This window comes from Candidatus Neomarinimicrobiota bacterium, from assembly GCA_041154365.1.
Lineage (GTDB): Bacteria > Fidelibacterota > Fidelibacteria > Fidelibacterales > Fidelibacteraceae > Fidelibacter > Fidelibacter multiformis.
Genome location: AP035449.1, coordinates 1,550,228 through 1,572,337, shown reverse-complemented (window position 1 = coordinate 1,572,337; position 22,110 = coordinate 1,550,228). Strand labels below are relative to the sequence as shown.

22 protein-coding genes and 1 tRNA gene are annotated in these 22,110 nt (G+C 43.1%); 17 read left to right on the top strand and 6 right to left on the bottom strand.

All coding sequences use genetic code 11. The annotated features are described in order from the left end of the window. The first annotated feature begins 99 nt into the window (after positions 1 to 99). On the top strand, positions 100 to 966 hold the full coding sequence (locus strainIA91_RS06825; protein ID WP_400166034.1) for an endonuclease/exonuclease/phosphatase family protein: 867 nt from the start codon (positions 100 to 102) through the stop codon (positions 964 to 966). 369 nt (positions 967 to 1,335) lie between these two features. On the opposite strand, the gene miaB is transcribed toward strainIA91_RS06825, so the two are convergent. From miaB to strainIA91_RS06805, 4 genes are all read right to left on the bottom strand, one after another. Beyond that, the gene (gene miaB / locus strainIA91_RS06820) at positions 1,336 to 2,640 is read right to left on the bottom strand and encodes a tRNA (N6-isopentenyl adenosine(37)-C2)-methylthiotransferase MiaB (protein ID WP_400166033.1); all 1,305 of its coding nucleotides are present in this window, start codon (positions 2,638 to 2,640) and stop codon (positions 1,336 to 1,338) included. Between the two features lie 2 nt (positions 2,641 to 2,642). After that, entirely contained in the window at positions 2,643 to 4,520 is a 1,878-nt protein-coding gene (gene htpG / locus strainIA91_RS06815; RefSeq protein ID WP_400166032.1) for a molecular chaperone HtpG, read from the bottom strand. A gap of 200 nt (positions 4,521 to 4,720) precedes the next feature. Next, positions 4,721 to 5,101, bottom strand: coding sequence for a desulfoferrodoxin family protein (locus strainIA91_RS06810; protein ID WP_400166031.1), 381 nt, complete (start codon positions 5,099 to 5,101; stop codon positions 4,721 to 4,723). A gap of 59 nt (positions 5,102 to 5,160) precedes the next feature. Then, positions 5,161 to 5,673 (bottom strand): ferritin, encoded by a 513-nt coding sequence (locus strainIA91_RS06805; protein WP_400166030.1) that lies wholly within the window; start codon positions 5,671 to 5,673, stop codon positions 5,161 to 5,163. Positions 5,674 to 5,813: 140 nt separating this feature from the next. Between strainIA91_RS06805 and strainIA91_RS06800 the strand changes: the two genes are divergently transcribed. The 3 genes from strainIA91_RS06800 (at position 5,814) to strainIA91_RS06790 (ending at position 7,567) form a co-directional block, all read left to right on the top strand. Beyond that, on the top strand, positions 5,814 to 6,584 hold the full coding sequence (locus strainIA91_RS06800; protein WP_400166029.1) for an exodeoxyribonuclease III: 771 nt from the start codon (positions 5,814 to 5,816) through the stop codon (positions 6,582 to 6,584). A gap of 102 nt (positions 6,585 to 6,686) precedes the next feature. Continuing rightward, positions 6,687 to 7,127: a hypothetical protein gene (locus tag strainIA91_RS06795; protein ID WP_400166028.1), complete on the top strand. Its 441-nt coding sequence runs from the start codon at positions 6,687 to 6,689 to the stop codon at positions 7,125 to 7,127. A gap of 92 nt (positions 7,128 to 7,219) precedes the next feature. Further along, positions 7,220 to 7,567, top strand: a complete 348-nt coding sequence (locus strainIA91_RS06790) for a cupin domain-containing protein (protein ID WP_400166027.1) — start codon at positions 7,220 to 7,222, stop codon at positions 7,565 to 7,567. 30 nt (positions 7,568 to 7,597) lie between these two features. On the opposite strand, the gene strainIA91_RS06785 is transcribed toward strainIA91_RS06790, so the two are convergent. Beyond that, positions 7,598 to 7,670: transfer RNA gene (locus strainIA91_RS06785), tRNA-Ala, on the bottom strand. Between the two features lie 80 nt (positions 7,671 to 7,750). Here strainIA91_RS06785 and tatC point away from each other — a divergent pair. Together tatC and strainIA91_RS06775 are read left to right on the top strand one after the other, a co-directional pair. Beyond that, a complete protein-coding gene (tatC, locus tag strainIA91_RS06780) occupies positions 7,751 to 8,536 on the top strand; it encodes a twin-arginine translocase subunit TatC (RefSeq protein WP_400166026.1) in 786 nt (261 codons plus the stop codon). Between the two features lie 104 nt (positions 8,537 to 8,640). Further along, entirely contained in the window at positions 8,641 to 9,267 is a 627-nt protein-coding gene (locus strainIA91_RS06775; protein WP_400166025.1) for a LysM peptidoglycan-binding domain-containing protein, read from the top strand. A gap of 65 nt (positions 9,268 to 9,332) precedes the next feature. Here the strand turns inward: strainIA91_RS06775 and strainIA91_RS06770 are convergent, their stop codons facing one another. Further along, complete coding sequence (locus tag strainIA91_RS06770) at positions 9,333 to 10,283, bottom strand: MBL fold metallo-hydrolase (RefSeq protein ID WP_400166024.1); 951 nt, start codon at positions 10,281 to 10,283, stop codon at positions 9,333 to 9,335. 203 nt (positions 10,284 to 10,486) lie between these two features. Here strainIA91_RS06770 and strainIA91_RS06765 point away from each other — a divergent pair, with 203 nt between their 5' ends. The 11 genes from strainIA91_RS06765 to strainIA91_RS06715 all read left to right on the top strand — a co-directional run bounded on the left by strainIA91_RS06765 (position 10,487) and on the right by strainIA91_RS06715 (position 22,106). Next, positions 10,487 to 12,901, top strand: a complete 2,415-nt coding sequence (locus strainIA91_RS06765; RefSeq protein ID WP_400166023.1) for an alpha-amylase family glycosyl hydrolase — start codon at positions 10,487 to 10,489, stop codon at positions 12,899 to 12,901. A gap of 1 nt (position 12,902) precedes the next feature. Then, positions 12,903 to 13,310: a 6-carboxytetrahydropterin synthase QueD gene (gene queD / locus strainIA91_RS06760; protein ID WP_400166022.1), complete on the top strand. Its 408-nt coding sequence runs from the start codon at positions 12,903 to 12,905 to the stop codon at positions 13,308 to 13,310. Beyond that, entirely contained in the window at positions 13,271 to 13,873 is a 603-nt protein-coding gene (locus tag strainIA91_RS06755; protein WP_400166021.1) for a 7-carboxy-7-deazaguanine synthase QueE, read from the top strand. The genes queD and strainIA91_RS06755 overlap by 40 nt, the downstream gene beginning before the upstream one ends. Further along, positions 13,870 to 14,535, top strand: coding sequence for a 7-cyano-7-deazaguanine synthase QueC (gene queC, locus strainIA91_RS06750; RefSeq protein ID WP_400166020.1), 666 nt, complete (start codon positions 13,870 to 13,872; stop codon positions 14,533 to 14,535). The genes strainIA91_RS06755 and queC overlap by 4 nt, the downstream gene beginning before the upstream one ends. Further along, positions 14,522 to 15,385 carry a UbiA-like polyprenyltransferase gene (locus strainIA91_RS06745; protein WP_400166019.1) on the top strand — a complete coding sequence of 288 codons (864 nt, stop codon included), beginning with the start codon at positions 14,522 to 14,524 and terminating at the stop codon, positions 15,383 to 15,385. Before queC ends, strainIA91_RS06745 begins: the two co-directional genes overlap by 14 nt. After that, positions 15,382 to 15,993, top strand: a complete 612-nt coding sequence (locus tag strainIA91_RS06740) for a UbiX family flavin prenyltransferase (RefSeq protein WP_400166018.1) — start codon at positions 15,382 to 15,384, stop codon at positions 15,991 to 15,993. The genes strainIA91_RS06745 and strainIA91_RS06740 overlap by 4 nt, the downstream gene beginning before the upstream one ends. After that, positions 15,971 to 16,690, top strand: coding sequence for a ubiquinone/menaquinone biosynthesis methyltransferase (locus strainIA91_RS06735; RefSeq protein WP_400166017.1), 720 nt, complete (start codon positions 15,971 to 15,973; stop codon positions 16,688 to 16,690). The genes strainIA91_RS06740 and strainIA91_RS06735 overlap by 23 nt, the downstream gene beginning before the upstream one ends. An 81-nt stretch (positions 16,691 to 16,771) precedes the next feature. Beyond that, positions 16,772 to 18,298, top strand: coding sequence for a 2,3-bisphosphoglycerate-independent phosphoglycerate mutase (gpmI, locus tag strainIA91_RS06730; protein WP_400166016.1), 1,527 nt, complete (start codon positions 16,772 to 16,774; stop codon positions 18,296 to 18,298). Beyond that, positions 18,291 to 19,286, top strand: a complete 996-nt coding sequence (gene rfaE1 / locus strainIA91_RS06725) for a D-glycero-beta-D-manno-heptose-7-phosphate kinase (RefSeq protein WP_400166015.1) — start codon at positions 18,291 to 18,293, stop codon at positions 19,284 to 19,286. The genes gpmI and rfaE1 overlap by 8 nt, the downstream gene beginning before the upstream one ends. Before the next feature lie 41 nt (positions 19,287 to 19,327). Next, complete coding sequence (locus strainIA91_RS06720; RefSeq protein WP_400166014.1) at positions 19,328 to 20,902, top strand: hypothetical protein; 1,575 nt, start codon at positions 19,328 to 19,330, stop codon at positions 20,900 to 20,902. Then, positions 20,886 to 22,106: a GWxTD domain-containing protein gene (locus tag strainIA91_RS06715; protein ID WP_400166013.1), complete on the top strand. Its 1,221-nt coding sequence runs from the start codon at positions 20,886 to 20,888 to the stop codon at positions 22,104 to 22,106. Before strainIA91_RS06720 ends, strainIA91_RS06715 begins: the two co-directional genes overlap by 17 nt. Positions 22,107 to 22,110 lie beyond the last annotated feature (4 nt).

Genomic DNA, 22,110 nt, shown 5'->3' with positions numbered 1-22,110 from the left:
TGCAATATAGCATATCCTGAAAATATTTACCATACAGGATTTTACTTTATGAAATCCATTCTGTTTCGTCTTAAATTTAAATCTATGTATTTGAGAAAAATGACATATCTGTTATGGATTACAGTGCTTCTTTTTACATCTTGTGCCCAGCTGACAGATGGAAATACGGATGCTCCGGAGTGGACCCTCGCCTCTGTTGATGAGCCGGATCAGATAGAAATTGTCACATGGAATGTTCAGAATTTTCCCAAATCCGGTGAAACCATAGACCGCCTTCAGGCCATTCTTGATTCCCTCCATGCGGATATCTATTGTTTTCAGGAAATAGAAAATACTGCCAGCTTCCAGCGCATGTTCCGGAACATACCCGATTACGAAACTGTTATTTCCACAGAGACTTACATGATGCATTATGTAATAGCCTGGCAAAAAGAAGAGTTTTCGGCGTTAAATATTCAGGAACTTTTTGAGGATGATTCATATTTTTTTGCATCCCGGCCCCCGTTGAATGTGGAATTCCGCTGGAACCGGGGGGATTCCCTTTTCATATTCAATGTGGCGGATATTCACATGAAAGCCATGGGGGATGCCAGTTCACGGGAAAGAAGGCATCAGGCCTCCGAGATCATTGCTGAGTATCTTTTGGCTCAGGATCCGGCCGAGTCTCCCTGGATTATTGCCGGGGACTGGAATGATGATGTCACTACGAGCAGTGGACAATACAGTTTTGAGGCACTTCTGGATCATCCCGATGATTTTTTATTCGTAACAGCAGAACTGGCGAAAGACCCTGATTTCGCCTCCTATCCCGGATGGCCCAGTTTTATTGACAATATATTGATTACCCGTGCCCTCTTTGAAGCCCACGAACATGCGACGGTCACAACCTTACGACTCGATAAAATATTCACTGATTATTTTGAAGTCTTGTCTGATCACCGGCCTGTCATGTATACATTTAAATGAGTTGAGAGTGGAGAGTGGTGAGTTGTGAGTTGGAGTTGAGAGTTGTGAGTTGGCATCAGTGTGTGGATTGAGGTTAAATTTTGTGAGGTTGATGTATTTGAAAATAATTTGTCTTGGATCATATTGAATTGCTTGTATTGTTTCGGGTGGAAATGGATTTTTAAATTTGATGGATCCTGCTCTTTTTTCCATATCCTTATTTTTAATACAACCATTGTCTATTTAAGGTGAATCAAAGCAAAGAAAACACTAATTAACAAATAAGAATCCAACTTTTGCCCTTTATCATAGCTTTTGTACTCAAACAAACTCAAAAACTTAAAACTCATACTCAGGGTCCGGCTACAGCCTGGCTTTACGACTCTCCCCTCACAACTCTCTACTCATCAACGTGACTCCCTGCGCATCCGTAATGGTTCGGGTAATCAGATCTTTGGGTTTATAGTGGAGTGCAGGAAATACGACAATTTTATTGGTGGATGTCCGTCCCATCATATCACTGGAACGTTTTTTGCTTTCTTTTTCCACTAAAATTTCCACCTCTTTGCCAATCAGGAAGCGATTTTTCTCCAGTGTATGTTCATATTGCAGGCGAATCAGGCGATTCAGTCGGTCGGATTTTTCATCATCTGGTACATCGTCATCCATTTTAGCCGCTTTTGTCCCCGGACGTGGTGAATATTTAAACATAAACGCCGCATCAAAACGGACCTGTTTCATTATATCCAGCGTATCTTCGTAATCCTTTTCCGTTTCTCCCGGAAACCCCACGATCATATCTGTGGTGATGGCCATATCAGGAACAGCAGTTCGTATTTTTTCCACCAGTTTCAGATAATGTTCCCGGGTGTATGTCCGGTTCATGGCATTCAAAACAGCATTTGAACCGCTTTGCAAAGGAAGGTGGATATGATTGCAAACACGGGGATTTAAATCTTTGTGGACCGCTATCAGATCATCACTCACATCCTGGGGATGAGGAGATGTGTAGCGGATTCGTAAAAGTCCTTCGATTGTTGCAAGTTGTCTCAGCAGATTTGGAAAGCCACCGGTGGAAGAACGGTATGAATTTACATTCTGTCCCAGGAGGGTTATTTCTACAAAACCTTTTTGAACCGCCCGTTTTGCTTCTTCCAGAATACTTTCCGGTTTCCGGCTTCTTTCACGTCCCCGGGTATATGGAACAATGCAGTAAGTGCAAAATTTGTCACATCCACGGGAAATGGATATCCATGCATTGATTCCTTCATGGCGTGCCGGAAAGAGTCCGTCATACAGCTCCAGTGAAGATAGCCGAGTGTCGATTACCCGTTTTGGGATGTTTCCGGACTTCAGGATAGCCGGGAGGTGCCGGTAAGAATCGGGGCCCAGAATAAAATTGACATAAGGCTTTTTTCGGAGGATATCTTTTTTCAGATTTTGTGCCATACATCCCACGACACCCATTTTCATGTCCGGATTGGTACTTTCCTGGATCACCCGAAGTTGTCCCAGGCGTGTATGAATTTTTTGCTCGGCCAAATCCCGGACACTGCAGGTATTTAAAAGAACCAGATCTGCTTTTTCAGGCGTATCAACCTCTTCAAGTCCCTCTGATTGCAGGATAGCCGCAATGATTTCGCTGTCATATACATTCATCTGACAGCCATATGTTTCAATATAATATGTATTCAAAATCAGGGTTTCACAATGTTGTTCATAATATGATTGATCCGGCGAACCATGGCTGATTTGTCCGTCTCCAGGCCGGCCATCATAAAGGCATTATCCGTAATCTGATCAGCCAGCATTTTTATCAGGTCATCCTGTCCACCCTCTTTTTTCAAACTCACCATTTTTCGGATTAAATCGTGTTTGGGATTGATTTCCAAAACTTTTTTACCGGATGAGTACAGAGATTGTCCGGCCTGTTCCAGGATTTTTTGCATGTGGACTGTCATCATATCATCGGGATTAACCAATAATGCCGGGCTGTCTACCAGTCGGTCAGAGACTTTTACTTCGGAAATCCGGTCTTTGAGATGTTTGGAAAGCCATTTGATAAAGCCCTTCATCTCTTTGTCATCGACCTTCTCTTTTTCCTCTTTTTTCCCTTCTGCATCATTTTTTTCTTCTTTTTTGGGAAGCTTAATGTTTGCGTTATCAGCGGAAACCAGGTTTTTCTCTTTGTATTCCCGGATGGATGTCATGACAAAATCATCAATGGGATTGGTCAGATAAAAGACTTCAATATCTGCAGCTCTGAAGGTTTCCATATAAGGACTGTTTTCCAGTTCTTCTCTGGACATGCCGGTCAGATAATAAATTTCCTTTTGATCTTCAGGGGCCCGGGAGACATAGTCTTCCAGGGAGGTCCATTCACCCGCCTTGGTTTTACTGGATTCAAACAGGAGAAGTTCTGCCAGCTCTTCCCGGTTTTCGTAATCCGTGTTGGCCCCTTCCTTGATGAAATTGGAAAACTGCTTCCAGAAATCATTGTATTTGTCAGGATGTTCTTTTTTCTGGTCTTTCAATGTAGACAAAATTTTCTTTGTCAGGTGTTTGCCGATTTTCTTCACCAGTTGGTTATCCTGCAACGTTTCCCGTGAAATATTCAGGGGCAGGTCTTCTGAATCCACCACGCCTTTGACAAAGCGGAGATATTCGGGAAGAAGATCTTTTACTTTCGATTGAATCAGGATTTTATTGCAATAGAGGTGAACTCCAGGATCAAGACGGTTAAGTCCGAATACTTCATAGTTTTCTTTGGGAATATAAAGCAAGGCATTTAACTGAATGGGTGCGTCAGAAGATGTGTGAAGGCGGAAGAGAGGTTCAGATTCTGTATTGGCGATGAATTTATAAAATTCCGTATACTCTTCTTCCTTGATTTCCTGGGGCCTGCGGGTCCAGATGGCCTGTATTGTATTGATCTTTTTTCCTGAAAGCAATATGGGAAAAGTAACGAAGTTTGAGTATTCATGAATGATTTCCTTGATTTTTTCTTCATCCAGATACTCTTTTTTTTCTTCTTTCAGGTGGATCACAATCCGGGTTCCACGCTTAATTCCTTCTTCCTGAGTGATTGTATATCCACTGGCTCCGTCCGATTCCCATACGTAACCTTTTGCTGCCGGTTTATAGGAACGGGTGATAACTTTCACATGGTCTGAGACCATAAAAACAGAATAAAAACCCAGACCGAACTGGCCGATAATTTCGGCTGATTCTCCGGGATGTTTTTGGAGCTGTTTTAAAAATTCCGCAGTTCCGGAATGAGCAATGGTTCCCAGGTTTTCAATCAATTCCTCCCTGGTCATTCCCACACCTGTATCTTCTATCACCAGGTTACCTGCTTCTTTTTCTATGCTGATACGAATCTCCTGGGGGATTTCCTTATCCACAACTGACTCTTCCGTCAGCATGATATGACGGAATTTTTCCAGAGCATCCGAAGCGTTTGAAATGAGTTCACGGACAAAAACATCTGTGTTGGAATAGATGGAATGAATCACAATATCCAATATCTTTTTGATCTCTGTCTGATATTCGTACGTCTTTAATTTGTCTGTCATAAGTCTGCCTCCATTTTTTCCCAATTTTAAATTTAACAAATCATGTGGATGACGGGCATAAAAATTATTGGGAATGTTCTCTGTCCTGATTGTTAAAATTGAGTTACGATATAAAATCAAAAGGACCAACCCTCGTCAGTCCTTTTGATTCCTGGATCCTCTCACCCCGTCCCAACGTCTAAACGTTTAACTTTAAAAATTCACGCCTTCCACAGTCCATGAATGTTACACCATTCCAGGACTTCCACAATCTCAGAAAGATCCACAGGAAACCAGGCCTGGGGTTTGTCTCCGGGTTTCAGGTATTTGCGGAGGCTCATATCTCCCGTACGGACTTCAATGTAGTATATGTAGTGTTCTTCAGTCATGGGGTGGTCTTCATTCTGACCGATTTTTACCAATACACCGTTATCTTTGGCTTCCACATAGGGGACATGTTTTTCGTGTTTGGAATCTTCTGTTTTTGCTTCCAGTTTTTTCATGGGGAACCCGTCGCATTCCGGCAGGCTCTCGCTTCCATGAATGACTTCTACCAGGGTTTTGCTCTTTGGTGAATAGAGTACTTCTCCTTGAACAGGCATTATCTCCTCCTTTTTGAATTGTTTATGTCACGCTCTTATTTCACAATCTTATTGTGATATTAAGCCTCGGATTCTACCGGATTGAAAGTACGTTGGGCTAGTTGTCCGTCCAGCATCAGTAATCCGTGTCCTTTCGAACCAATCATACGGACCTTTGTCAACAATTCATCCATCGAGGCTTCTTCTTCAACTTGTTCTTCAACAAACCAGTTGAGAAAATTACGTGTGGCATGATCATTTTCAGCAATTGCCAGATCCATCAGGTCGTTAATGGATTTTGTGACGAATTGTTCGTGTTCATACGCTTTTTTGAAAATATCTTCCGCAGATTCGAAATCCTGGGGTGGTTTCTGAATGGTTTCCAATTCAACCTTACCTCCCCGGTCTGTCAGATAATCAAACATTTTCATGGCATGAAAGCGTTCTTCCTGAACCTGAACCTTGAAAAAATTGGCAAAACCGTCCAGTCCCTGATTGTTAAACCAGGCCGCCATACCAAGATAGTAGTATTCGGAATACAGCTCTTTGTTAATTTGTTCGTTTAAGGCTTTTTCCAGCTTTTTGGATATCATGGTTTCTCCTTTTTGGTGTTTGTGAAGATATGATTTCAGCGGCCCCGGGAGGTTACAAGGAATTCACTTGTCCGTAACGTAAAAAACGTAATACTATCAGACCAATCAGTACAAACAAAAGATGAAAACAAGGAATGCTGATGAAATTAATATCATGGAATGTCAATGGATTACGGGCTGTGATGCGTAAAGGCCTGCCGGAAATACTTCTTCAATTGAATGGAGATATTGTGTGTCTTCAGGAAACGAAGATACAGGAAGATCAACTAACCCAGGACATGTTGAAACCTCAAGGATATCCCTATGCTGATTATCATTTTGCTGAACGGAAAGGGTATAGTGGAGTGGCCACCTATTCGAAAATTGAGCCTGAGCAGGTCCAACGTGGACTTGGAAATCGATGGGATGATCAGGAAGGAAGGGTACTCCTGACACGTTTTTCAGATTTTACATTGCTTAATATTTATTTTCCTAACGGACAAATGGGGGAGGATAGGCTCCAATACAAACTGGATTTTTATGAAGAGGCACTTCACTATTTTGAATCTTTGAGAAAACAGGGAGAAAAACTTGTAATCTGTGGAGATTACAATACTGCCCATCATCCCATAGATCTTGCCAGACCGAAAGAAAATGAGCAGACATCAGGTTTTTTACCTATTGAGCGGGCCTGGATGGATAAACTGGAAGATCATGGATATCTCGATACCTTTCGTTTGTTTCATCCCGAAGTCCCGGACCGTTATTCCTGGTGGTCATACCGAACCAATGCCCGTCCCCGGAATATCGGATGGCGAATCGATTATTTCTATATTTCTCCTGATCTGAAAGAGAATGTGAAAGATGCCTTTATTCTGGATCAGATCATGGGTTCGGATCATTGCCCCGTTGGCATTGATCTGGAGATCTGATTTTGTGTGAGAGGGGATGAGAGGACGAGGGGATATGATTTTTTGTAACCGAATAGCAGAAATTTATCTTATAATAGTAACGTTAAACCAGAGAGGTGAAGAATGAAAAAGTGGATTATTTTTATGGTTGTTGCCCTTGTTTTGATTGCCGGACCAGTAACATTGAAAGCTGAAGGTTTAGGACTGGGGATTATTTTAGGTGAGCCTACAGGACTTAGTGGCAAGATGTGGCTGGGTGGTAGTACAGCTGTTGATGCTGCTGCTGCATGGTCCTTTGGAGATAATGGTGCGCTGCATCTTCATGCAGATTATTTGTTTCATAAAGACGATCTGCTGGAATTTGCCTCCCTGTACTACGGCCTGGGTGCCAAAGTGAAACTGATGGATGATGTCCAGTTGGGCATTCGTGTACCGGTTGGACTCGTTCACAAGCTGGAGGGCGCTCCCATCGATATTTTTCTGGAAATCGTACCCGGATTGAATCTGATTCCTGAAACCAATTTCGGAATCAATGGCGGCCTGGGTGCCAGATACTACTTCTGATAATAAGAATTAAATAATCTCGTATAAATCAGCTCCACATGGGGCGGATTTTACTATCACATCAACAATAATTGGAATGGAGGGAAAAACACATGATCATTACACGAAAACTTGCTGAAACACCCATTATGGAAACGGCTCACGGTGTGGATGCCCGGAATCTTTACAATACAGAAAATGCCGTAGTAACCATCATCTCCCTGAAACCCGGACAATCTCTGAAACGTCATATCACACCTGTGGATGTGGCTTTTTACGTTTTAAAAGGTGAAGGGATCGTCGAAATAGGGGAGGAAAAAGAGACCATTGAAGAAGGGACACTTGTTGAAAGTCCGAAGGATATTCTTCACTGCTGGTATAATGAGAGTGGTGAAGACTTGGTTTTTATGGTTATCAAAGCTCCACGGCCAACAAAAAAGACGACCTTTGTTTCATCATAAATATTAGATCTTTACCTTAACATTAATTTGTGGAGAATAGCGGGATCGAACCGCTGACCTCTTGAATGCCATTCAAGCGCTCTCCCAGCTGAGCTAATTCCCCATTACGCCAAAAAGCCTGAAAATATAATCAGATCAAAATTGGCAGGCAAATGAATTTTCCGTAACTTGTCCAGAGTAAGGATGAATGGAGATCAAGATGAAGGCAGGGATATGACGGAAGCGGATCAAGCACCAGAGACAAGCCAGAAACTTCCAGAAATGAGTTTCATGGATCATTTGACGGAGTTGAGAAAAAGACTTTTCTACAGTATTCTGGCAATTGTTGTGACGGGAGTAGGCTGCTTTATTTTTGCAAAAGAGATGATAGATTTTCTGATCCATCCCGCCCTTTTGTTGAATCCCCCCATCCACCTTCAGGTTCTGAAAGTGCAGGGAATGTTCATTGTCCAGGTTTTGGTGGCCTTTGTTGGCGGGTTGATTCTGTCAATTCCCGTCCTGGTCTACCAGATATGGGCCTTTGTAAAACCGGGCTTATACCGGAAGGAACGGAAATGGGTAGGACTCTTAATCGTGATTACTTTTTTCTGCTTTATCGCAGGTGCTGCTATGGCATATTATCTGATGCTTCCCCTGGCCCTCCGTTTTTTTATGAATATCAGTCAGCCATACTCCGTCTCCCCAATTATTGCCATAGATTACTATATTCGCTTCGTATTGATGCTCATGCTGAGTGTCGGTGTGGTGTTTGAACTGCCCGTCTTGAGTTTTGTTTTGGCCAAAATGGGAGTTTTACATGCTGCATTTATGAAAAAAAGCAGAAAATATGCACTTATTTTTATCTTCATTTTGGCCGCAATCCTGACTCCACCAGACCCCTTTACCCAATTAATGATGGCTGTTCCCCTGATCATTGTGTATGAAATCAGTATCACTATTGTCCGTTTATCAGAAAAAAGTTCAACTTGAGTTTTTGCCTTCATTTCTTTAATATCGCACGGAAATTGAAAATAAATTGAAACCTTTTTGACATATTAGCATTAAAATATCAAATAACGTAGAATGGAGGAGAAATGCGTAAATATCTGCTTGTATTGTTTGTTCTGGGATTTCTGATCGGGTGTTCCAGCAAAGAAGCCATTGAAGAAGCGGAGACAACAGAACAAGCACAACAAGACACTGTTGTTGCTCAGGAAGAAGAGAAACCTGCAGAACCTGTTGCTGAACAAGAAGCTGTAATAGAAAAAGAAGCTGAAAAGGAGATAGAAACAGTTCCTGAAAAAGCTGTTGTAGAAAAGAAAGCAACGCCTGTTTCAATGCCGGATAGCGTGAATGTGATTTATATGACCCGCCCCGGTGATTATTTGACGAAAATTGCTCTGAATGAATATGGCCGGGCTTCTGTATGGAGAATGATCTGGAATTGGAACTATGAAAAAATCGGTGACAATCCGGATGTTATCTTTCCTTACCAGGAATATGACCTGAAAAAACCCCGGGAAGTGGCCAAACCGGTGAAATATGATCTCTACGATTATACAGTAGCTCAGGGTGAAACACTTTGGAGCATCGCTGAAAAAGAATATGGCAACAATTATGCCTGGGTCGTCATTCTCAGGGATAATTACAATAAACTGGGTAATGATTACGATACACTGGAACCGGGGACGGTTCTGCAACTCAGAACAAAATTGTATTAAACTAAATCCATGAATAAAGAAAAGCCCCGGTATCCGGGGCTTTTTCATATTTAACATAATTTTTTTTACAAATTGACAATCAAATCTTCATGGGCAAGCATTAATTCCAGTTTTGAATCAGGATAATTTGCCCGTTTATACTCAATCGCCCGCCTTAACATGGAATATATCCTGTAGTCATCATTATCCGGTTCATGATGGAAGAGTGCCAGTTTTTTTACACCGCAGGATATGGCAAAATCTACACCCTGCATCGCTGAACTGTGTCCCCAGTCTTCCTTGTGAAGTGCTTCTTCCATAGTGTATTGGGCATCAAATATCAGTAAATCCGTGTCTTTTATGAATGCTTTATGACGATCAATAAAATCATCTGTCAAATTTTTGTATTCTGAATCTGTCGCATACACAAAGGATTTCCCATGATGGCTTATTTTATAACCGAAAGAATCTCCGGGATGATATTGCAGGATGTTGCTGATGGTGACATCACCCAGTTTATAATCACTGTTTTTTTCCAGGGTGATAAAAACTTTTTTGGAAGCCATGTGATTAAGTGATATGGGAAAAAAGCGGAAATCCTGCTGATATTCAAGGCGTTCCTTGAAATTGGGATGGGGACTGTAAAAGGTTATCGTATTTTGTGGAAGGAAAGCCGGTTTGAAAAAGGGGAATCCGGCAATATGATCCCAATGAGTATGACTCATGAAAATATGAATATCCAGAGGATTCCCATTTTGTTCATGTTCATTGATATAATTGCCTAACTTAACCAATCCGCTTCCCATATCCAGTATGATCAGTTTGTTATCAACCCGAACCTCCAGGCAGGCTGTATTCCCGCCGACAAGCATTCTTTCCGTAAATGGCAGTTCCTGTATGAATTTTTCCCGCATGGGAGCCGTGGATATATCCGCTTTTGAAGCCTGCTCAAGAATATTTCGTATTTTGTGGGTGTATTGCTGGTTCGATACCGGTGTTGGTAAAGAACCTCGAACTCCCCAAAAACGGACTTTCATAAATGTCTCCGCGTAAATTTATTGGGTTTGGCAAAACTATTGATTTTTTTTGAATTTCTGTGTGACGTGTCTCACGTTTATAACTTATTTCATGCTAAGTTTAATATACATATTTCATTTTCACGAAATCAATTGAATAAGATAGTTCTACTCATTTTATTGTCTATTGTCCTAAATTACCCTTTGAAAATCAGAGAGGAAGTATGAAACGCTTGTTGTTTTTTCTTGTCATTCTACCAATTCTTATTACTGCATGTGCACCTCAGGATGAACCACCTGCATCAAAATTGGATATCATCCCCTTTATCCGGGTTTACCAGGGTGATTCCACCACTGTTTTATTGTCTGATCTGTTTTATGCTGATTCCTATGAGTCCATAAGATTTCAAAATGATGATGCATTTAAGGTCCGTTATGATTCAATGAATGCCAGCATCACAATCCATGCTTCTGCACCCCAAAAAACCGTCGCTCTTCTGCCATTCACATTTAAAAAAACCGAATATGTAATCCCTTTGAAAATTGAATCCAGAATCAACAAGACATTTGTCTTCCGCCCCCAAAAAACACCTGAAGTCATCACGGTTTTCGGATCCTTCAACAATTGGAACCGCCATGATATCTTTATGGAAGATACCAATCAGAATGGCATGTATACGGCAGATGTCCAGTTTGATCCCGGACGCTATGAATACAAGTTTTATATTGATGGGCACGAATATTTGGACCCTAACAATCCGGATTCCCTGCCCAATGGATTGGGTGGTTTTAATTCCATTCTCTCGATAGACCCTGCCTTTCCGGGTAAAGAACCTTTTATCTTTCCTGATAAAATAGGTCCCAGAGAAAACGGCCGTATAGATTTGCACTTTATGATTGAACGGGGGGATTTCCAGGATCCTCTCAATAAAACCCATATCATCGCTCTTTATGATAACCACCGTATCTCCGAAAAAAATGTGATGGTCCTCGATGATGCCAATAAGGTGATTGTCAGCCTGAATCCGCGGGATATTACACTGGAAGGACTCCACCGTGTGCGGTGTGTGCTGACAAATAGTCATGTGAGAAGCAATATAGTTGAATTCTATTTAAAGGATGGGGACCCCCTGCCTTTAAAGAATGAAAGACTTGTCTGGAATGATGCCATCATTTATTCACTTATGGTGGACCGATTTTATAACGGGGATCCGGAAAATGACGATCCGGTAGAACATCCCCAACTGGCTGATCGTGCAAATTTTCAGGGTGGTGATTTAGCGGGTCTCATGGAAAAAATTGGTGACGGGTATTTTAACCGCTTAGGGGTGAATACCCTTTGGATATCCCCGATTCAGGAAACGACCGATAAGGCTTTTCGTGAAACACCGGAACCCCATCGTTGGTTTACGGGTTATCATGGGTACTGGCCGGTTCATCCCCGGAATGTGGAACCCCGCTTCGGTACCAATGAATTGCTGAAAGAACTGATACAAAAAGCCCATAAAAACGGGCTCTGGGTCCTCAAAGATTTTGTCTCCAATCATGTCCATCAGGAACATCCCTATTTTCAGGAGCACCGGGACTGGTTCGGACAGCTGGAATTGCCGGATGGTCGCCAAAACCTGCGTCTGTGGGATGAACACCGGCTCACAACATGGTTTGATCCCTATATCCCCAGTTACGATTTCGAAGGATCACCGGAAGCGCTCGAAACCGTTACCAATGATGCTGTCTGGTGGCTAGAAAATTACCAATTCGATGGATTCCGTCACGATGCCGTTAAACACGTTCCCAATGAGTTCTGGCGTGAATTGACCCGTAAAATCCGTCAAAATTTTCCTTCCCGGGATTTTTATCAGATTGGTGAAACCTTCGGCGATTATAATCTGGTCAGTTCTTATGTGACAAACGGCCAACTGAATGCCCAGTTTAATTTTAATCTCTATTGGCCTGCTCGCATGGCTTTTGTCACCGATTCTTCCGATTTTAAAAATCTGGACAGGGAGATGAAGCGAACCCTGGAATATTATGGTCAGCTGCATGTGATGGCCAATATGATGGACAGCCATGATCAGCCGCGCTTTGCCGCCTATGCGGATGGTGATCTCCGCTGGGATGAAAATGCCGCTGAAGCAGGATGGGAACGGAATATACAAGTCGATCATTCCCGTACATACAAACTCATTAATCTGTATATGAACTACCTCCTGACAACCCCTGGGATTCCTATTATCTATTATGGAGATGAAATTGGGATGACAGGTGCGGCAGATCCTGACAACCGAAGGATGATGCGCTGGGGTAAAAATGTGAAAGAGGTGGAAAAAGAACTCCGCATGCAGATATCCAGACTGATAGATATCCGGAACACACATTCAGCACTCCGGTATGGGGTTTTGTATACGGTGAAAGCCGATCCCGTAACCTATGCGTACATCCGAAGAGATTTGCAGGAGACACTCCTTGTCGTAAATTATCGCAGTGATTCAGAAGGGATGATCACTATCGATCTGCCACCTCAACTCAAGCTGCAACAGGTCCAGTCACTCTATGGCTCAGATCATGTGACACTGGAAGGATATTCACTGACTATCAGTTCAAAACCATTGCAAGGACACATATTACTTTTAAAATGACATGACACAACTCTTTGAAATATCAAAAACATTTCATTTTGACATGACACACCGCCTTTCCTTTCATCAGGGAAAATGCCGGCATCTCCACGGCCATACCTACACATTGGAAGTCTATGTTCGGGGAGTACCGGATAAGCATGGTTTTGTCATGGATTTCGGAGATTTAAAACACATCGTAAAGGAAGAGATCGTGGATATCCTCGATCACAGCGTGGCCATCTACGAAAAGGATGTAACCCTGGTGGATGCTTTATCCGGAAAATTCCGTGCCGTGATGCTTCCTTTTGAAACAACAGCCGAAAATTTGTGTGCCTGGATTGCCCGTCGACTCCAGGCACGGAATTTGGATATTTCTAAAATCATCTTATGGGAAACACCAACAAGCAAAGCCGTGCTTACCCTGTAAACGATATATTTTCAAGCATTCAGGGAGAAGGTTTCTGGACAGGTCTGCCGGTGACATTTATCCGTTTTGCCGGATGTAATCTGGCCTGTGATTTTTGTGATACGGATTATTCCATGAAAGAAATGCTTATAATTGATGAAATACTCGGACGACTGGAATCCTGGCCAGCCCGGACTGTTGTTCTGACAGGTGGTGAACCGCTGATTCATCCGTTGAAACCCCTGCTGAAAAGTCTTCAATCTGCCCATTTCAGGATCCATCTGGAAACCAATGGGACCTTTCCTATACCGGAAAACATCTTTGACTGGGTTGCTGTTTCACCCAAAACAGATAAACCCGTCATCAGGGAATGCAATGAATTGCGAGTTTTGCTTAAAAAAGGGGATATCCCCCGTGATTTTGGTATCAGGGCTGATCATTATTTTGTCAGTCCTGTAAACCCACCCCTAAATAATCCTCAAAAAATTGATCATGAAAATCTCCGCTATTGTCTTGATTATGTATTACATCATCCCAAATGGCGTTTAAGCGTTCAACTGCATAAATATTTGGATATACCATGAAAGCCCTTGTTCTATTATCCGGTGGACAGGATTCATCAACCTGCCTGTTTTGGTCGCTTCGACATGCGAAACAAACAGAGGCAGTGTTTTTTAACTATGAACAACGCCACAAAATCGAGTGGGAGTGTGCCCGCTTTCTTTGTGAGGAAAACAAGATTCCCCTGCATGTTCTGGATGTTCCTGCCTTTCAACAGATAGGTGGAACGGCCATGATTGAAGAAACGGATATTCAGATGACAAACAAAGGCGTGCTAAATACCTTTGTTCCCGGGCGGAATATTGTCTTTCTTACCCTGGCGGCTTCCCTTGCGTACAGACTCAATTTTGACAGCGTCATCGTAGGTGTTAATGATGAAGACTTTTCGGGATATCCTGATTGCCGGGCTTCCTTTATTCATCTCATGGAATCGGCACTTCGTGAAGGACTTGATTATCCCATCCGAATCACAACACCCCTTCAGCATTTGTCAAAAAAAGAGATCTGGGCATTGTCGGACGAATTGGGGGTTATGCAAACCATAGTGGAAAAGACCCATACCTGTTACCATGGAGATCATTCCACACGTCATGCCTGGGGTTATGGATGTGGAAATTGTCCTGCCTGCCTGTTGAGAAAAAAAGGTTATGAAGCGTATCTGCGGACCCGCCATGAGAATTCTTGATTACGGTCGGATGATCAAATTCTCTCACTCCTTATTTGCCCTTCCATTTGCCATGGCATCCTTTACCTTTGCCGTAGATATGTTTTCTATCCCGCCTGACGTATGGCTTATAAAACTTCTTTGGATTCTGATAGCCATGGTTTCTGCCCGAAGTGCTGCCATGGGTTTTAACAGGCTGGCGGACCGGCAGTTGGATGCCCTTAATCCCAGGACACGGACAAGAGAACTGCCTGCCGGGGTGATTTCACCGGGGGCTGTCCTTGTGTTTGTTTCTGTATCTGCCCTGATTTTTCTCTTTTCCGCCGCCATGCTGAACAGAATCTGCTTCTGGCTTGCTTTTCCGGTCCTGGCCGTTTTGATGGGATACAGCTTCCTGAAAAGGGTGTGGGCAGGGACTCATTTTGTGCTGGGTCTTTCTCTTGGGATTGCTCCATCAGGCGTCTGGCTGGGGCTTACAGGTGGTTTGCATATTGTCCCGATCCTGCTGAGTGCTGCCGTGGGTGTGTGGACTGCCGGTTTTGACATTCTATATGCCATTCAGGATGTGGATTTTGACAGACAGCATGGCGTGCACTCCATTCCGGCAGATATGAACCTCCATACAGCGATCGTGATCAGCCGGCTCTGTCATACCTTCATGGTGCTCTTTCTGGTCATTCTCCATATTCTGTATCCTGCAGGATGGATTCTGTGGACCGGGACAGGTATCATAAGCATATTCATCATTTATGAACATCATCTGGTTTATAGAAGCCACGACAATATCGCCAAGGCCTTTTTTAATATGAATGGTATGATTTCCCTATTGTACTTTGGATTTGTCTTATTGGATCGTATTTTTCTATCATGAAAGGGCCTGAAAAAATCATTGTAGCGGTAACAGGCGCCACAGGCGCTCCAATGGCTGACCATCTCATCCGCCAACTGGCACCCGTGATTCCGGAAATCCATGTTATTTTCTCTTCCATGGGGGAAAAGGTTTTCCGTCAGGAAATGAGGATACCGAAAAATCATTCACTCCATGACTATTTTTCTGAATATCATTCCATCCGTATCTGGGATCCCGGCGATTTTTCTGCGCCTTTTGCCAGTGGATCAGGAGTTGCCCATGCGATGGTGATTGTTCCATGCTCCATGAAAACGCTCTCAGCCGTGGCAAACGGATATTCATATTCCCTTATCGAACGGGCTGCAGATGTGATGCTCAAGGAACGGAGAACCCTTATTCTTGTCCCCCGGGAAACGCCCCTGAATTCCATTCACCTTCAAAATATGCTACAAGCCGGAAAAGCAGGTGCCATAATTCTACCGCCTGTCCCCGCTTTTTATACCTATCCTGAAAGCCTGAACGATATCAAAGCCTATATCAGTGGTAAAATCATGGACAGCCTGAAAATTTCCCATAAACTCTATCCCCGATGGTCTGACCCTGACGATGACAATTCCAAGCGGTCCTGAAAAGGATAAAATCAGATCTCTTTTCGATTCCATCTCGCCGATGTATGATTTTCTCAACCGTTTCCTCAGTTTGGGTCTGGATCATGTCTGGAGAAAACGCCTTGTAGATAGCATGGATATCAAGGCACACGAATCCATACTCGATGCCGCTTGTGGAACCGGTGCCCTGACCCGGCTTATCCTTAAAAGGCATCCTCATATCCCATTTCAACTGACAGGAATTGATTTATCCCCGAAGATGCTTCACATCGCCAATGCAAGTATCCAAGACAAGCGGGTACACTTTTGCCTGGGAGATCTGGAAGCACTCCCCTTTGAAGATGACATGTTCCAACATGCCCTGGTGGCTTTTGGAGTGAGAAATCTGGAAAATCTTGCCTTGGGAATCAAGGAATTGTACCGGGTGCTTGAACCAAAAGGTAATCTGTATATCCTGGAATTTTCCGTTCCCCCAAAAGGCCTGTGGCAAACCATTTTCCGGTTTTATTTTCATCACATTCTCCCCCGGATTGGGAAGAGAGTCTCACGACATCCCCGGGCGTATGCCTATCTGCCTGATTCGGTGGATCGATTTCCGTCTCCGGTTGTGTTCGCAAAATTTTTGAAAGACTCCGGTTTCATTGTGTCTGATGCCATTTCCATGAGCGGTGGTGTGTGTCATCTGTATCACGCCGTAAAATCTGATAGAAGTCTGTGAGCCAGGATAAGCTTTTCCCTTGTACGTTGATTTTCCCACTTAAAAGCATTACATTTTTATCTATTTATACAAGGAGAAAACATGCCAAATAAAGTATTACTCATGATCCTGGATGGTTACGGACTCCGGGAAGAAAAAGAGAACAATGCCACAAAACTTGCAGATACACCAAATTTAAACAAGTTGTTTAAGGAAAGACCCTGGACATCCCTGACATGTAACGGAAAAGCTGTGGGGCTTCCGGACGGTGTGATGGGCAATTCAGAAGTGGGGCATTTAAATATTGGTGCCGGCCGGATTGTCAAACAGGATTTGGTTCGTATAGATGAATCTTTAGAAAAGGAGACTTTCAGAGACAATCCCGTATACCGGAAATGTGTGAATGTATGTAAATCACGGACAAGTCGTTTTCATCTTATGGGACTCCTTTCGGATGCGGGAGTTCATTCCCAGATTTCCCATCTGAAAAATATCATACTGGAACTTAAAAAAGACGGTCTTAAAGAAGTGTATGTCCATGCCCTGATGGATGGCCGGGATACACCTCCCAACAGTGGAGTAAACTATATTCGGGATCTGCTTGATTTTATGAAAGAGCATAAAATCGGCAAATTATCTACCATTATCGGGCGGTATTACGGGATGGACCGGGATAAACGGTGGGAGCGAATTGAAAAAGCTTACCGGATGCTGACTGAAGGAGTGGGTGAACATGTGCAGGATCCCGTCGCATATATGGAAAAGAAATATAAAGAAAAAATCACTGATGAATTTATGGATCCGGCTGTGGTAAAAAATCCGGGTTATAATGGATTGATTATTCCCGGGGATACGGTACTAACCTATAATTTCAGGGCGGACAGGATGCGTGAAATCGCCATTGCATTGAATGATCCTGATTTTTCAGAATTCCGGACACGCAAACTGGGATTGAATTATGTGACCATGACCCGGTATCAGGCTGAATTTCCCTATCCTGTTCTTTTCGACAAACAAAAGCTTTACAATATCTTCGGGGAAGTGGTGAGCAAGGCCGGAATGAAACAGCTTCGCATTGCGGAAACTGAGAAATATGCCCATGTGACCTACTTTTTCAATGGTGGTGAGGAAAAACAATTTGAAGGCGAGGAACGGATTCTGGTGCCTTCTCCCAAGGTGGCAACCTACGACCTGAAACCGGAAATGAGTGCACCAGAAGTCAGCGATAAACTAATTGAAGCCATTACAAGTGATACTTACGATGTGATTATTCTAAACTATGCCAATGGGGATATGGTTGGCCATACCGGCGTGCTGGAAGCGGCAATAAAAGCCATGGAATACCTGGATACACGCATCGGCGAAATTATCAACCTTTTTAATGAAAAGGGGGGGACCGTTTTTGTGACAGCCGATCATGGAAATTGCGAAGAGATGTGGGACGCCAAAAACAAACAACCTCACACCCAGCACTCCATGAACAAAGTCCCCTTTATGATTGTGGAACCGGAGATTCAATCTTATACATTCAAAAAAGACGGTAAATTGGCGGATATCGCGCCGACCATGCTGAAATGGCTGGATGTGCCGAAACCTCTCGAGATGGACGGAGAATGCCTCGTTGATTGACCTGATCAGACACGTGGATTTTAAAGATGCTGAGAAGCGTTTCAGCAAGCTCCGTATCGGTGTGATTGGGGATGTGATGCTGGATGTGTATCATGAAGGTAAAGTCTCACGGATTTCCCCCGAAGCGCCGGTGCCCATCGTGGATATCCGGTCATCTGTCATAAAACCAGGCGGTGCTGCCAATGTTTGCCGGAATATCCGGTCCCTGGGAGCGTCCTGTTCTATTTTCGGCATTATGGGACAAGATCAGCAGGGAGAAGAACTGAAGGGGCTCTTTGCTGAAGATCATGTCAATACCGACGGATTGGTAACCGTAAATGACCGGCCCACAACCACCAAGACACGTGTCCTGAGTGATGGACAACAGTTGCTTCGGATGGATCATGAAGAAAAAACATGGATTCACGAGAAGGTATGCCAAGATTTAACCCGCAGGTTTCAGGAGCAGGCGGATTCTCTGAATGCCGTGATTCTTCAGGATTATAACAAGGGTGTGTTATCCCCCGGACTGATTAAAAGTGTGTTGCCCATCTGTAAGAAATTCAAAATTCCGGTATTTATCGATCCCAAATTTGAAAACTACCGGCTCTATCATCAGGTTTTCTTGTTTAAACCCAATCGGAAAGAAGCAGAGGATCTGCTCCACATCAAAATTAATTCACCGGATGATGCCTGTCTTGCAGCACGGGAAATTCGCAGAATATTAAAAGCTGAGAATGTTCTAATCACGCTGGGCGAAGATGGGATGGTTCTGTTGGAAACATCGGACACCTGTTTGAAAATCCCTACCCGGGCTCGGAAAATTCATGATGTGACCGGTGCCGGAGATACGGTTATTTCTACAGTTGCCCTTTTTTCCTCGGCCGGGTATTCTCTTAGGGTCAGCACCGTGATGGCAAATCTTGCCGCCGGCAAAGTGTGTGAAGAAGTGGGTATTATTCCCATTACACTTGATGCCCTGAAAGAAATGAGCCATAATTTTCTTTAATTCGTATAGAATGTTTCCTTACCTTTCCTGATGAGGCTTTGATGAAACGTATAAATATCCTGACACTATTCCTGCTGTGGATACTGATCTCTCCACTCTATGCTGTCAGTCCCCATTATTCAGAAAAAATGACCAATTATCACTCTTTTCGTTATTTATATTCCATGTCACAATCAGATGACAGGACGTATTTTGCTACGAATAACGGAGTGATTGTCTATTCCCATCTTTTCCGTCAATGGCAAAAACCGATGAACCGCCCTATGGGGCTTCCGGACACTGATATCCGGACTATCTATTATCACCGGGCTACAGGTTATCTGTGGGCTGCTGTGAACAAAGACCTGTATGTCTTATATGGGGATGCAGCCTTTCAATGGGAGAAAATTGATTTTCAGGGATACTGTAAACGGATTGGAAGTGATGGAAACAGGCTTTTTGCCGATACATACGACGGAATTGTGGAATTGGATCCCTACACAGGAAATTCTATCAAAAAAATCCATGTTCAAGATATGAAAATTAACTGGTCTGTCTCGGGTATTGAGATGGATTTATATCAGGTGCAGTTTACCGGAGAATATTTTATTGACACAGAGGGTTCAGTTGTGAAAAGCCCTTTCGTAAAATATCCCATCGCATTTTCAGTATACGGAAATTCCCAAAATCTGTGGATGGGTACACTGGGAAATGGACTATACAGCGGTGACAAAACGGTCAGAATTGTTGAACATCAGCCCTATGGTTTGTTAAACGACAACGTGACCCGGTGTTTTGCCAGCGGAGATCAGGTATTTATAGGTCATGGAATTGATTACAAGGGATTGGATGACCGGAACGGTTGGACTGAAACCCGTGAGGAGTTCCAGGTGTTTCAGTGGATCGATGATGATGATGTGGCTGTGTTGGGCAATCAGTCCGTCCGGGGATTTATGCAATACCACGATACTCTCCTTGTCATCACAGATCATTCAATCATTGTATCCGGCCCTGGTGACGATAATTTTCAAACCATCACACCTGGGGTAGGACTTATCAATACCGTCCATGACGTGGTTCAACAGGGCCGTACAGGTTGGATTTTAGCCGAAACCGGTGTTTTTGAGATTGATTTGAAAGAGTTGTATATCCGCCCGGTTCAGGATATTCCCATTAAAATTCAAACCGGTCTTCAAATAAAGAATTATTTATACCTTGGATCCTATTCAGGCATTATGGTCTATGAGGTTTCTGATACCAATCATCTGAATTTCAGAAAGAATTTCATCAATATCCGGTATGGTGTGAACCATTTAACTGAGAATGGGAAACATATTTACTGGTGTGATGATGTATTCATTATGGAATCCGATCCCCGGCTGGAATCGGTCCGCACGTTGCCTGTTACCGGCTTAAGGCGGGGAATCCGGATTACCGATATTGCCTGTGATACATCGAATGTATGGGTCGGAACGAATCAGGGACTTTTCTCGTACAATCTCAAAACAGAACAAACAGCACACCTTACACAGGAGGAAGGCCTTTGCAGCAATACAATACAGACATTGGAAATATCCGATAATATCTTATATATTGGAACAGACCAGGGATTAACCCGCTATGAAATATATAAATAAAATACTGCTACTAATTTTACTTGCAGGAGCCTCTGTTCTTTTCGCTGCAAACCGAGACGAAGAACCCATTCGTTTTCAGGTGGATCATAGAATAAGACCTTCGGATAAAGCGGGATACGGACAGCTTGAAATGACCATCAAGGTCCCCAATAAATCGATTCTTTTTAAGAAAAGCGGTGAAGATTTTGAAGCAAGACTGGATGTAACCATTTCGATTTTACATGACGGCAAAAAAATTGCCGGCGATACCTGGTTTGAAACCATCACAACCCGTTCCTATGATAAATCCATAGCATCAAATCAATTCACGGAATTAAAAAAAACCTATGATTTAAACACAGAGGATATGGAAGTTGTAGTCTATGTGGCAGATATATTCACTCAGCGAAAAGGGAAGAAGGAGTTTACTGCTGAATTATCTTTGTTCAAGGATATGGCATGGTCCCTGGGTGAGGTTTTCCCGGCCGATGAACCCATCCACGTGGATAGTACCCAAAATCCCCCGGTCCGGTATATCCGGTTTATTTTTTCTGCCGCCGGAAAAGAAGGAAAAGAAAAATTTACTTTCCGGATTTTTGACGATGGAAAAAAAATCCGTGAAGGATATTTCTTTGTCAACCTGAAAAAGAGTCCCCGCGATTATGCCTTTCCCGTCTCCATTGATGAACTGGGATATAAAACATATACACTTGAATTGTCAGCCATGATTGATGATGAAGAAATCAGGCGTTCCACCCGGTTTCAAATACGCTGGGAGGATATGTCCACCCTGATTCATGATCTGGATCTGGCTGTGCGTCAGATGCGCTATTTACGTATGACCAATTTTATTCAGGCTGATGAGTACCAGAAAATGCTGAATACCACCGGAGATGAACAGAAAAAGCTTTTTCAGGATTATTGGAAACGAAATGACCCGTCTCCCACCACACGAAACAATGAATTGATGAATGAATATTTTCATAGAATCGAGCTGGCCAATCAACAATTTTCCGGGTTTCTCGATGGGTGGGAAAGTGACCGCGGCATGATATATACAATTTTTGGCGAGCCTGATGACGTGGAACAACACACCTTTGATCTGTCAACGAAACCTTATATCATCTGGTATTATCATAATCTGAACAGACAATTTGTCTTTATGGATTACACCGGATTCGGGGATTACCAACTTACGGATCCTGTGTTTGATGTAACATATTAAGTGG